The sequence below is a fragment of the Acinetobacter sp. YH12064 genome, from assembly GCF_013419735.1.
GTDB classification, from domain to species: domain Bacteria; phylum Pseudomonadota; class Gammaproteobacteria; order Pseudomonadales; family Moraxellaceae; genus Acinetobacter; species Acinetobacter amyesii.
The window spans coordinates 22,190-34,950 of record NZ_VOZP01000002.1 but is presented as its reverse complement, the minus strand read 5'-3'; the positions used below and the strand labels follow the sequence as shown (position 1 = coordinate 34,950).

Annotated in this window: 13 protein-coding genes, 1 tRNA gene, 1 other RNA gene and 1 pseudogene; 11 read left to right on the top strand and 5 right to left on the bottom strand. The window is 40.0% G+C overall.

Features of this window, described 5'->3' with window-relative positions:
* The 4 genes from rluD (at position 1) to FTU13_RS01790 (ending at position 4,010) form a co-directional block, all read left to right on the top strand.
* Positions 1-1,053 (top strand): 23S rRNA pseudouridine(1911/1915/1917) synthase RluD, encoded by a 1,053-nt coding sequence (gene rluD / locus FTU13_RS01805; RefSeq protein ID WP_078191355.1) that lies wholly within the window; start codon positions 1-3, stop codon positions 1,051-1,053.
* Between the two features lie 45 nt (positions 1,054-1,098).
* Positions 1,099-1,839 carry a peptidoglycan editing factor PgeF gene (gene pgeF / locus FTU13_RS01800; RefSeq protein ID WP_180126315.1) on the top strand — a complete coding sequence of 247 codons (741 nt, stop codon included), beginning with the start codon at positions 1,099-1,101 and terminating at the stop codon, positions 1,837-1,839.
* 40 nt (positions 1,840-1,879) lie between these two features.
* Entirely contained in the window at positions 1,880-2,431 is a 552-nt protein-coding gene (locus tag FTU13_RS01795) for a flavodoxin family protein (RefSeq protein WP_078192171.1), read from the top strand.
* Between the two features lie 229 nt (positions 2,432-2,660).
* Positions 2,661-4,010 (top strand): hypothetical protein, encoded by a 1,350-nt coding sequence (locus tag FTU13_RS01790; protein WP_078192170.1) that lies wholly within the window; start codon positions 2,661-2,663, stop codon positions 4,008-4,010.
* Between the two features lie 54 nt (positions 4,011-4,064).
* On the opposite strand, the gene smpB is transcribed toward FTU13_RS01790, so the two are convergent.
* Positions 4,065-4,538, bottom strand: coding sequence for an SsrA-binding protein SmpB (gene smpB, locus FTU13_RS01785; protein ID WP_078191351.1), 474 nt, complete (start codon positions 4,536-4,538; stop codon positions 4,065-4,067).
* Positions 4,539-4,675: 137 nt separating this feature from the next.
* On the opposite strand from smpB, the gene coaD reads away from it, so the two are divergent.
* From coaD to FTU13_RS01765, 4 genes are all read left to right on the top strand, one after another.
* Positions 4,676-5,167: a pantetheine-phosphate adenylyltransferase gene (gene coaD, locus FTU13_RS01780; RefSeq protein WP_078191350.1), complete on the top strand. Its 492-nt coding sequence runs from the start codon at positions 4,676-4,678 to the stop codon at positions 5,165-5,167.
* A 1-nt stretch (position 5,168) separates the two neighbouring features.
* Entirely contained in the window at positions 5,169-5,432 is a 264-nt protein-coding gene (locus FTU13_RS01775) for a YfhL family 4Fe-4S dicluster ferredoxin (RefSeq protein ID WP_078191349.1), read from the top strand.
* Between the two features lie 26 nt (positions 5,433-5,458).
* Positions 5,459-5,838, top strand: an RNA gene (gene rnpB, locus FTU13_RS01770) — RNase P RNA component class A.
* Positions 5,839-5,911: 73 nt separating this feature from the next.
* Positions 5,912-5,988, top strand: a tRNA-Met gene (locus tag FTU13_RS01765).
* Between the two features lie 433 nt (positions 5,989-6,421).
* Here the strand turns inward: FTU13_RS01765 and FTU13_RS01760 are convergent.
* Both FTU13_RS01760 and FTU13_RS17410 read right to left on the bottom strand, forming a co-directional pair.
* Entirely contained in the window at positions 6,422-6,826 is a 405-nt protein-coding gene (locus FTU13_RS01760; protein ID WP_180126317.1) for a hypothetical protein, read from the bottom strand.
* Positions 6,827-7,068: 242 nt separating this feature from the next.
* A pseudogene (locus FTU13_RS17410) lies at positions 7,069-7,137 on the bottom strand (antibiotic acetyltransferase); the annotation flags it as partial.
* A 191-nt stretch (positions 7,138-7,328) separates the two neighbouring features.
* Here FTU13_RS17410 and FTU13_RS01755 point away from each other — a divergent pair.
* The 3 genes from FTU13_RS01755 to FTU13_RS01745 all read left to right on the top strand — a co-directional run bounded on the left by FTU13_RS01755 (position 7,329) and on the right by FTU13_RS01745 (position 10,968).
* On the top strand, positions 7,329-7,949 hold the full coding sequence (locus FTU13_RS01755) for a TetR/AcrR family transcriptional regulator (protein ID WP_180126319.1): 621 nt from the start codon (positions 7,329-7,331) through the stop codon (positions 7,947-7,949).
* Between the two features lie 38 nt (positions 7,950-7,987).
* Entirely contained in the window at positions 7,988-9,412 is a 1,425-nt protein-coding gene (locus FTU13_RS01750) for a hypothetical protein (RefSeq protein ID WP_373423826.1), read from the top strand.
* A 65-nt stretch (positions 9,413-9,477) separates the two neighbouring features.
* Positions 9,478-10,968: an NAD(P)/FAD-dependent oxidoreductase gene (locus FTU13_RS01745; protein WP_180126356.1), complete on the top strand. Its 1,491-nt coding sequence runs from the start codon at positions 9,478-9,480 to the stop codon at positions 10,966-10,968.
* A 19-nt stretch (positions 10,969-10,987) separates the two neighbouring features.
* On the opposite strand, the gene FTU13_RS01740 is transcribed toward FTU13_RS01745, so the two are convergent.
* Positions 10,988-11,644, bottom strand: coding sequence for a CatB-related O-acetyltransferase (locus FTU13_RS01740; protein ID WP_180126323.1), 657 nt, complete (start codon positions 11,642-11,644; stop codon positions 10,988-10,990).
* Positions 11,645-11,718: 74 nt separating this feature from the next.
* A complete protein-coding gene (locus tag FTU13_RS01735; protein WP_180126325.1) occupies positions 11,719-12,591 on the bottom strand; it encodes a class I SAM-dependent methyltransferase in 873 nt (290 codons plus the stop codon).
* Positions 12,592-12,761: the final 170 nt, after the last annotated feature.

Genomic DNA, 12,761 nt, shown 5'->3' with positions numbered 1-12,761 from the left:
ATGAGTCAAGCACAATCTTCCAATTCTAATTTCCCTGAAACTGATTTCAATTTACTTGAAGATTCTGAGGATGCAGATAACCATACTTCAGACTCAACTGCAACACGTTTATCGTTGCAATTTCAATTGGATGAAAGCTATTTAGGACAACGTATTGATCAGGTTTCAGCACTGGTTTGGACTGATTTTTCTCGTGAAAAGCTAAAACAGTGGCTCAAAGAGGGCCATTTGTTGGTCAATGGTAACACTGTGAAACCAAAGTACAAATGCGAAGGCACAGAGTTACTGACTTTAGACGTCGAGTTAGAAGCACAAACCCGTAGCTTACCTGAAGATATTCCACTTAATATTGTCTATGAAGATGACGATATTATGGTGATTAATAAACCTGTCGGTATGGTTGTTCATCCAGGCGCTGGAAACAGTACAGGCACATTGGTGAATGCAATTTTGCATCACTACCCAAAATCTTCAGAGTTGACCCGTGCAGGTTTGGTGCATCGTATCGATAAAGACACCTCAGGTCTGTTGGTGGTTGCGAAAAACCTCGAATCCCAATTTTCTTTAAGTAAACAATTGGCGAAGAAATCGGTTTACCGTATTTACGATTTGATCGTATATGGCAACATTATTGCCGGCGGTACAGTCGATGAACCAATTAAACGTCATCCTGTCGATCGCATTAAAATGGCTGTCTTGCCGGGCGGTAAAGATGCAGTGACTCACTATAATGTGAAAGAACGTTTCCAAAACTTTACCCGCGTTCAAGCACGTCTAGAAACGGGTCGTACCCATCAAATTCGTGTGCATTTTACTTATATCGGTCATGGTCTTGTGGGCGATCAAGTGTATGTACCACGTGTACGTATGCCTGCAGGCGCGTCGATGTTATTAGATGACACTTTACGTGGCTTTAAACGTCAAGCCTTACATGCGGTTAAATTGGGTCTCGTTCATCCACGTACAGGTGAAGACATGATGTTTGAAGCACCATGGCCTGAAGACTTTAACCAATTGGTTGAAGTTTTACGTAGCGAAAACAAAGCGTATTAAGTTTTAAAACTGATTTACACGCCATAGATATAAAAGGACGGCAACATGCAATTTGTTCAGGGACTTCCACAGGGTGTTTTTGTGGGACAAACTCGAGTTCATCATGATCAGACGCAACCCGCTGAACAACCTGAACTGGCAGGATTTAATCTGGCATTGCATGTAGGAGATGATGCAGCGCGTGTGCAAAAGCACCGGATGCAATTGCTCAAAGACTTTGCTAAATATGGCGTGAATAAAATCAGCTGGATGAACCAAACGCACAGTACGCTATGCCATCGCATTGATGAACAGATCAACTTTGTTGCACCCGAAGGCGATGGTATGGTCACGCAGTCTAAACATCATGCCCTGATGATGATGACCGCAGACTGCTTACCCGTGGTTTTGGGTAATGCTGACGGGACAGAAGTTGCCAATCTGCATGCAGGTTGGAAGGGCTTGGCTAATGGTATTGTGGAAAACACCATTGCAGCCATGCACACTCAGCCAACATGGGCTTGGTTGGGGGCAGCCATTTGTCAAGAGAGTTTTGAAATTGGCGCAGAAGTCAAAGCTGCCTTTTGTTCCAAATATCCAGAACTTGAAAGTGCATTTAAAGCTGGTGTAAAGGAAGGCAAATATTATGCTGATCTTTATGCGATAGCGCGTTATATTCTTGCATTACATGGGGTTAAAGTTGTAACCGGTGGCGACCAATGTACCTTTTTGCAAGCTGATGAATATTTTTCTTATCGCCGAGAAGCGAAAACAGGACGTATGGCAACATTCGTCTTTATGCTTTGAAAATGCTAAACTTGACTGAATCTATCGACTTTTAAATGTTATGTCTTTGACTGCTAAATCTCTTGCTGTTGTTTACCACAGTCCCTATGGGCACACTGCCAAAGTGGCGAATTTCATTGTACAAGGTGCAGAAAAAGCCGGTGTAAAAGTCCATCTCATGAATGTAGAGCATGTGGATTGGGATGAATTGGACAGTGCAGATGCCATCGTTTTTGGATGCCCAACCTATATGGGCAGTATGAGTGCGGCAATGAAATTATTCATGGAGCAATCATCTAAACGCTGGTTAGCACGGACATGGCAAGGCAAGTTAGCCGCTGGTTTTACCAATGGTGGCGGCTTAAGTGGAGATAAATTGGCAGTATTGCAGCAAATCAATTTATTCGCCATGCAGCACGGCATGTTGTGGAGCGGTCTTCCATTGATGCCAACTGGACGAAGCACAACAGATTTAAATCGGATGTCGAGCTTTTTAGGTTTAATGACACAATCGGATAATGCGCCTGTTGAAGTCACGCCACCTGCGGGTGACTTAGAAACCGCTATTTGGTTTGGTGAATATCTGGGACTGTTGTTAAATAAAGTTAATTAATTTGTAAATAATTCGTTTGAACTATCATTTATAAATCTTTGAAAACCCTAGTGATGGAAATGTTACTGGGGTTTTTATTGGCCTAAAATTCGTGAAAATTGGCATTTTGTATAATTGAGTTGTGATGCGTGTCACAAATTGCCATTCATTTACGCCAACGCTATTGATTTAATCTTCTCATAAATTTCACTCGGGATGAGTGACGAATATTAAAAAGGATTAAATAATCGTGAAAAAAACAATAGTCGCAATGGCATTGACCTTATGTGTTTCTGACGTTGTTTTTGCAGCAGAAGGATTGGTGGGATTAGCCGATGAAGAATTGTCTGCCATCAATGGTGCTGCATTGATGAATATGTCCTATACCGATCCTATTTTGGTCAACCAACAAATGGTCGATGAAAATATTGGTTTCTACAAACTCAGTTTAGATGCCGTCATGGATCTGAACGTCAATGTCAAAAGTTTGCAACTCGGCTGTGGTGGGGTAAATGGGTCAAATGGCTGTGATATTGATATTCGTCATCTAGCGTTGAGTGGTAATGCAACGTCGACCGATGCCAACGGTAATCCCGTCTTTAATGGTGATCGAGCGTCAACAAGTGCCGAACTGAAAAATCCGTTTATTGAATTTGCAATTAAAAACCCAAAACAAGCCGCTTTACGCGAAGTTAAAGGCTTCCGTGTCAGTGCTGAATCAATTACAGGTTTATTGACCACTGGTATTCAAAACACGGGTGCGCCGACAGATGGGATTAAGTCACTGAGCGGTTATATGAAAATTGCACCGACTACAGGGACAGCAAAGACCCAAGCCGCGATCTTTGGGGATAGCAGCAGTGAGACTTTATCGGGAAACTTGGTGATTAACACGATTTGGAACAATGATCGTAGCTTTGTCAGCCAACCTGAAAATAGTAAGGGTTTAAAAATTCCTTCAATGAATGTGCCGTTTACCGTCCCTGAAATTACCATCAACGGAAAACGACAAACTCAAGCCGTTGCCAAAAATATCAGTGCGACTGTACCGTCGATTCAACTTAACCGTGATAGTGGTAGCTTACAGGTCAAACTTGATCGTAATTTGTTATGGGTAGAAGGGGCACAGTTCTTTATGGATTCTGGCTCATCAATTGATGGTTTGAAAATGAACATTACCTTTGAGCAAGCCTTAAATATGATTCATAACATCCCATTAAATGGCACAGCCGGTTATTTATCACTTCAATCTCAAGATATCAGTTGGCCAGATGCCAATGCCGATGATATTGCACGTACAGGTTGGTGGATGTCATTTAAAGACCCGATCAATATTGGCAAATTAAATCCAACATCTGAAGTGGATATCTCAGGCGTCTTGCCACAAGTTGCTCAAAAAGTATCGCAAATTTTAACTAATGAACCGATTTATATTCCCTTAGGTTCTGCTGTTGGTGCAGCATTTGGTCTGCCAATTTATAAAAATGTAGGTTCAATTAACCTCAGTAATGCAGGTGCGGCCAATTTAACTTTAAAAAATCAGGTCTTGGGGAATCAGGAAGTTCGGACCAACTGTTTTGGTGGATTGAAATTCTGCTAAATCTGCAATTTAAAAATAAAAAAACCTCCAAAAAGGAGGTTTTTTTTAATGAACTTATTTATGAAAAATACGGGCTTTATCGCGTTGCCAATCACGGTCTTTTTCCGTTGCACGCTTGTCGTGAAGCTGTTTACCTTTTACTAGGGCAATTTCAAGTTTGGCATGAGGACCTTTCCAGTAACATGCCAAAGGCACACATGAATAACCTTTTTGGTTAATTGCACCTTGTAGTTTTTCAATTTCACGGCGGTTCAGCAATAATTTACGAGTACGTGTTGCTTCAGGCACTACATGTGTCGAAGCACTCAGTAAAGGTTGCACTTGAGCGCCGAATAAAAATGCTTCACCATTTTTAAAAGTAATATAGCTCTCTACGATAGTCATACGACCCGCACGCATTGATTTGACTTCCCAGCCTTGTAATGAAAGACCCGCTTCAAATTTTTCTTCAATGAAATAATCGTGACGCGCACGCTTATTTAGGGCAATCGTACTGCTACTATTTTTTTTAACTACTGCTTTCGTCATAATCAAAAACTTCCAAACTTAGCACTATTGTACCCGAACTTTGAATAAGATGAAGTTTTTAAATTTACAAGCTGACTTCACCTATAAATCAAGATTTTGTTAAAATACCCGTCTACAAAATAACAGAGTACAACTGGATGTCTAAAACTCGTGTAATTTATCCGGGCACATTCGATCCAATTACTAATGGTCATATCGACTTAGTGACACGTGCATCACGCATGTTTGACGAAGTTGTCGTGGCAATTGCAATTGGACATCACAAAAACCCTGTGTTTAGTCTGGAAGAACGTGTTGCACTAGCGCAAGAGTCTTTAAGTCATTTGTCAAATGTTGAGTTTGTAGGTTTTGATGGGCTGTTGGTCAACTTCTTTAACGAGCAAAAAGCAACAGCCGTGTTACGTGGTTTACGTGCAGTTTCAGATTTTGAATATGAATTTCAATTGGCAAATATGAATCGCCGTTTGGACAGTAAATTTGAAGCCGTGTTCTTAACCCCATCAGAGCAATATTCGTTTATTTCATCTACGCTCGTGCGTGAAATTGCACGTTTAAATGGTGATGTCACTCAGTTTGTACCACAAGCTGTTGTGGAAGCCTTTAAGCGTAAACAACAGCAAGGTTGGTAGAGTGTCTTTATATATCACTGATGAATGCATCAACTGCGATGTCTGTGAACCTGTATGCCCCAATGAGGCGATTTTCATGGGGGAACTCATTTATGAGATTAACCCTGATTTGTGTACGGAATGCGTTGGGCATCACGATAAACCGCAGTGTCAGTTGTTCTGTCCGGTGGACTGTATTCCATTGGATCCGGCACATCCTGAAACTCAGGAACAGCTTCAACAAAAGTACGAAAAACTAACTGCTCAAAAAACATCAAGCAATTAGTTGTCAGATTTGTTAGAATGCGCCCCGAAGTGAACCAGACGATCGCTGCTGTGTATAGGTCTCCGTGACTAAAGCAGGGGAGGAAAGTCCGGGCTTCATAGGGCAAGGTGCCAGGTAACGCCTGGGCGGCGTGAGTCGACGGAAAGTGCAGCAGAGAGTAGACCGCCTTCATTATGGTTTTGAGCAATCAAAATCGGAGGTAAGGGTGAAAGGGTGCGGTAAGAGCGCACCGCATGACTGGTAACAGTTCATGGCATGGTAAACCCCACCGGAAGCAAGACCAAATAGGGATCCTTTAGGCATGGCCCATGCTGGATCCGGGTAGGTCGCTTGAGCGTATGAGTGATTGTACGCCTAGAGGAATGATCGTCCTCGACAGAACCCGGCTTATCGGTTCACTTCAACAAATTTTGATCAAATACGCGCATTATGGGCTTGACGATATTTAAATATCCCTCCATAATGCGCGCACAGTTTAAGGCTATGTAGCTCAGTTGGTTAGAGCACCGCACTCATAATGCGGGGGTCACAAGTTCAAGTCTCGTCATAGCCACCATATTCAAAAAAAGACCACTCCGATTGAGTGGTCTTTTTTTATGTATATTTACTATAAAAATGATTATAGCAATTAAAAAGTTTATTTAGATTGAACTGAATAACTCAATGATAAATTCTTTCAACTCAGTCCAAATCAAACTTAAGAACTTTAAGGTTTCAGCAATTAATATCATATAAGCGGCTGTATTGTCAGATTGCTTGTGAATAATAATTAATGGTTTCTGCTGATTTTTTTTGTTCACATTACTGTTTTTTTTGGCTTTCGCTTCTTTTTTCGATTCGCTATTTCTACTTTAATATGAAGAGTTTATTAGTGGCTACAGGATTGAGAAATAAAAATAATTCTACCCAATCGTGCAGTTTTTATTTGCAGTTGGGTCATTGAGAGTTGCCTTTAAGCAGAGATGGAGAGATTTTTTTGAATGGAAAAATTACGTGTTGATGTAAAAAGCACCGCTAAGGTTATTTCTTTTAATTTTTTTGAATATTGATAAGGCATCAGATCTGGCAGTAAGTTTTAATACTCCACTTAAGCTGAAGGCATTTAAAGAGATATATGTATTTACTACTTTATCAAAAAAAGCTTGTGTGATTAGGATGTGTTTGTTCAGAATCGTAGTTAGATTTTGAATGTGTAAATCACGAAAATCGATAGCTGATAATGTTATATCAAGCCTGCTGATAGCATCTTCTCTGCATAAATAATCTAGCCCACTTAGTATTTTTAAGCCATTAATTTTATTTTGCTTAGGTTGAGGGTTTGCCCTTTTTGATTTTGCTATTGATGACTTAAAAGCTTGGAATAAGCCTTTCATTTTTGGAACATCTGAATCCATTTGAAACTCCTTATGAGTATTGTGGTGAAAATCTTTAAGAAATACTCTTTTGGGTTATTTATTATTCTTTTATCATAAATTCTGTATTTAGTGGTTGTTGATATGAGTAGGTACAATATGTAGTGTTTTATTTTAATGTGAATGGTATAAATCAAAAGATTTGGAACATTGTAGTGTGGGATGAATCTATAATCTTAAGTTGTTAAATATTGAACTACTTTATCAACATCATCCGTCTGTAATTACTCACGCATTTTTAAAAACTGCTTTTCATCTAAGTCATAGTGCTTAAGGGAAAGCAGTTTTTTTATGGAAAAAAACAGAATGATTGGCAAAGGATTGCAGTTTAAGTAATGAAATTTTAAATAATAAGATATTGAAATATATTAATAAATTTAATTTTTTAACCTAAATTTCATTATTGCGACAAACGGTATTGAAAATTAATCCAAGTGGATTAATCTATTTTTAATCCAAACGGATTAATTGGATAACAATCACAATGCAAGACACAAAACTTCGGCTGATCAAAGCATCCATCATGCTCTTTGCCCTCAATGATATTGAGAGTGTATCTATTGTCAAAATCAATGAAGCGGCACAAGTGAATAATAAATCTGCCATTTATTATCACTTTGAAAGCAAATGGGGCCTTGCTGAAGCAGCCATCCACTATGTGATGGATGCGTATGTTGAGGAAGCCACCGCACGCTTAGCCAAACTTGATCCAACAGAGGTCAGTGTTGAGCAAGTGGTCGATGCTATGATGAAACCGATGGTCAGAGTCTTACTGAGTGAAGATGGCTATTACATGCTTAAGTTTTTCTCGCGTATGATCAGTGCAGGGGATCGTGGTCGCCGTTTAATTGCCAAAATTTTAACTCCGATTTCAAATGAAGCTGTGGCTTTGCTGAAAATTGCATTGCCAGAATCAAGTGATGATGCGATCAGTATGAAAGTACTGTTTAGCTTTAACTCGATGATTAACATTATGAGTGACGGTGGTTTGGAACGATTTTGGCCAACACGTGTCCAAGATCACAAAGAAATTGGTCTGTATATTCGAGATTATATCGTGGGCGGCATCTTGTATAAGCCAGATGCTTCATACAGATCACAATGAGTTAGCAACTCAAACATTCAACATAAAGGACTATGAATATGAAACTACAACAACGTACAACAGTACTGGCAACTATGTTGCTGAGTAGCTTATTTTTAACCGCATGTAATGATAGTGATGATAATGATGTGGTGCTTGGTGTAACGCCACCGAGTGAAACCTTGACAGATTGTATGTGGCAAGACGGTCCAACCAGTAAAAGCAATACCGGTGCAGATCCTCGCAACTTTGCTTATCCAGATACCAACGTGAATTATTGGTCGAGTGAATTTACCATTCCTGAAGGTGCGAAAGTCTATTTAGATGGTGACTACCCGTATGCACGTCATAGCTCATTGGTGAGTTATACCAGTGCCGGCGAGCGTGTAAACTCATTGCGCGATTTTGAAATTCAACCCAACAAAGGTGTGGAGAACCCTTTCTTGGTGGGGAATTCACGTCTCAATAAAGAACGTGGTTATACCGCAGAAATTAAACTCGGTGATTTACCAGCACAGCCAGAGGTAAATACCTTATATACACCAAAAACCGACAGTAATGAAGTTGCAATACTTTACCGTGTGTATGTGCCAAATAAAGGTTTAGATGATAAAGGTGGTGTATCTTTCCCACGTTATCGTGTTGAGCTTGCAGACGGTAAAGTCATACGTGGAGAAGAAGTATGTAATGTGCTGCAAGTGAAAGATCGTCAGATCAAAAACCAGAATGCACTTGATATTTATGAAACTGTTTATAATGCCTACCGTCCTGTTTTTGGCAAGGGATATCCTGCACGTCAAGAACCTAAATGGTTCAAAACGTTTAACGCTGTAGATAACTTTAAGTGTGTGTTCCAATTATACGCTTTTGATGGTTCTGAAATTAAAACCTGTGAAGGGCAGCAACCACCATCGATTATGAACCAATGGGCAACCCCAGATAATGAATACATGATTGCAGCAACTTCACGTGAGTTGGGTGAAGTCGTGGTACTCCGTGGCAAATTACCAAGCACCACCAAGACTTATCATGGTGATGCTGTTGTGAATGCAAGCCAATTACGCTATTGGTCAATTTGTACAAATGAACAATTTACCTCAGCGACCAATTATTGTTTATACGATGAAGAGATTACTCAGTTTGATAAAGACGGTTTTTATACCATTGTAGTTGCAAATAAGGATGATCGACCAAATAACGCGATTGAAAGCTGTGGTATAACTTATTTACAACAAAGCGAACGTGGTGATGGTTTCTATACAGTACCTAAAAATAGTCCTGATTATGATGCAGCAAAAGATAATGGACATTCTGACTTAGGTTTATTGCTGGTTCGTAATTTATTACCTTCGGCAGACTTTAAGCAAAGCTTGCAAAATGTCACAACCAACGGAACAGAAAAAGATATTTTGGGTGACTTCGCTCCTGATATTACATACACCACTAAAGCAGAATTTGAAGCGCTGGGTTGTGGTAAGAAATAAGAGTATTGGGTAGGAGGGAGGATACTCCCTCTATTCAAAATAAAAGGATGATAACAATGATAACAATGAAAACAGTTTTAGATGTCTTAATTATTGGTGCTGGTATTTCAGGTATTGGTATGGCAGCACATCTGCGTGACAAATGTCCAAATGCAAGTTTTAAAATCATAGAGCGCCGTACCAATATCGGTGGCACTTGGGATTTGTTTAAATACCCAGGGATTCGCTCTGACTCAGATATGTCGACTTTTGGTTTTAATTTTAAGCCTTGGCGAGAGTCTAAAGTCCTAGCCGATGGGGCATCTATTTGTAACTATCTCCAAGAGACTGTGGCAGAGAAACAACTGGCTAATCATATCGAGTTTGATCAAGAGGTGCTTGAGGCAAATTATGACTCAAATACTAAATTGTGGAAGGTGATCACCAAACATAAGAGCACTGAAAAACAGCAAACCTATACCGCGCGTTTCTTTGTCGGCTGTACGGGTTACTATAACTATAGCGAAGGCTATACACCGCAGTATAAAGATCAAGATGTCTTTAAAGGTCAGTTTATTCATCCGCAGCATTGGCCTGAGGATTTAGACTATCGTAATAAAAAGATCATTGTCATTGGCAGTGGGGCAACGGCGATTACCCTTGTGCCATCGCTCGTCAAAGGCGGTGCAGGGCATGTCACCATGTTGCAGCGTTCGCCGTCGTATATTGCCTCAATTCCATCATCCGACATTATTCATAAAAAGCTCAGTCAATATGTGTCACTTGAAACGGCCTATCAATTTACCCGTTTAAAAAATGTGGCATTACAACGCACATCTTATGCATTATCGAAACGTTTTCCGAAAGCGATGCGTTTTGCTTTATTGAAATCTGTTGAGATGCAAGTAGGTAAAAATGTCGATATGAAACACTTTACCCCAAGCTATAACCCTTGGGATCAGCGTTTATGTGTCGTGCCAGATGGTGATTTATTCAAAGCCTTTAAATCGGGTAAAGCGAGTATTGAAACCGATCATATCGAGCGTTTTGTTGAACAAGGTATTTTGCTGAAATCAGGCAAGATTTTAGAGGCGGATATTATTGTTTCGGCAACAGGTTTGGCATTGCAAATGCTTGGTGGAATGCAGGTTAAGCTCGACAACCAACCTTTTGTGCCTTCAGAACATATGCTGTATAAGGCTGTTTTACCCAATGACTTACCAAATGCCGCGCTGATGATTGGTTATATCAACTCATCATGGACTTTAAAGGTTGATCTAGCAGCAGATTATGTCTGCCGTTTATTAAAGTATATGAATGAAAAAGGCTATGATGAAGTGGTGGCGCAGGCCGATCCATCTTTACTTGCTGAAGATACTGTACTTGGCAGTATGAGTTCGGGTTATATCCAACGTGCTGCAGACATTATTCCACGTCAAGGAAAAACCTATCCTTGGATCGTGACGCATAATTATTTAAAAGACCGTAAAATTTTAAAAACGGCACAGTTTGATGATCCGATTTTAAAATTCTCGAAAAAAACCACACAGCAAGTACAACTGAAAATGATTTCTTAGTTGTTGTATGTTTGGAAGACTATTGAGTGAGATCAAACAGGTCGTTGATCTGTTTGATCTCACGGTTGTAGTCTGCAATGATGCTGACATCATCCGTCTGCAACTGCTCTCGCATCTTTAAAAACTGCTTTTCATCTAAGTCATAGAGCTTAAGGGAAAGCAGTTTTTTGATATCTTCTTCAGAAAAGCGATATTTAATAATTTGAGCAGGCACGCCGCCTACAACAGCATAAGGTGGTACATCTTTAGTTACCACAGCGCCTGTAGCCACCACAGCACCTTCACCGAGTGTAACGCCTTGCATAATCATGGCGCGTGAGCCGATCCAGCAGCCATCACCAATGATTGTATCACCCGCAGGGACAAAACTCCGTGTATCAAACGGAAAGGCTGAAATCCAGTCTGTTCGGTGGAGTTGGTTACCGCCCATCATAATCACGCATTCTGCGCCAAAGCAGACAAAATTACCGATATGTAGCTGGTCTATCGGCTTCTCTGGGGTAGCAGGTTTGTCGTGCAAATAACGCACCACACAGCGCTCAAAACCCTGATCCCAATATGCAGAATAATATGAATAATTACCTTTGATGTGAATATTAGGGTTCTTCACTGTTTTAGAAATGAACTCAAACTCACACCAATGATTGACAGGTGAATTAATCAATTTTTCAGACATAACGTTTAATAGCAATAATGATTCGCGTGACTATTCTAGCTGACTCACTATAAATGTCGACCACAGATAAATGCTTAAGCTCGTTTTAAATGCAGCAAATGCGTGGCTTGAGTATGCCGTATTCGATCTTTACGATTTGCAAAATAACGCTGTGTAATGTCATGTGCAGATAAATCTTCTAAGACTACATAACCCAGATTTGTCACGGCACGGTGTAACTCATTACTGTGAAATGTCCCAATAATGGGTTCACTTAAAAAATAGGTAAATTTGGAAACAGCAAATGATCCGACACGCTCTATACCAGTTAAATCTTGATAGGGAATAGAATAATCTAAAACCAATTCGCTACCTGTGGCTGCAAATTCGGCAATGGTTTGTAAGGTGCTCATAGTTGTTTTTGGTTTTAAATAATGTGTCGTTCCAAGCCAAGAAAAGAAAGCGGGTTGCTCGGTATTATAAGAACTCCGTTTTAAGGCATACGCTAAATTTTCTTTCTCAAAATCAATCGAAACAAACTCAACATGGTCTGGAATATGCCCGAGTTTCTGTAGACTTTGTATTTTTAATGCCTGAGTATCAGGGTGATCAACTTCAAAGATTTTAATATCGGAGTATTTCTGAGCTAAACGGAGGACAAAAGAATCTAAACCTGCACCAATCAGCACATATTGTTTAATCCCTTGTTGTACTGCCTTTTCTAATTGATCTTCGGCATAGCGTGAACGTGCCACCACCTGTGCGGTGAGTAATCCAAATGTTTGGTTAGGAATTTTACTATTTAACGCTTTTATACATGCACGACTTGAAAGCAGTCGACGCCAAATTGGACTGGTGAAATGAAAGGCATAAGGGTCGGAAAAAACAGGTTGGTTCGCATATAAATAATGATTTGCGCGAATAGCAGCGGCAGCTTGTGCCGTTCGGCTTGCATGTCCAAATTTCATCGTGTGTTATGACTCTTTTTGTTTTAGATAACACTTTAATGAAATAAGCCATTTGAACAATGACGTATTCAGTCGACTATTGTTGCTGAACGTACATTTTGGTCACTCGATAGCATACATTGGGCTAAGGAAAACATACAATAATAAAAAACCCCTCAAAAGAGGGGCTT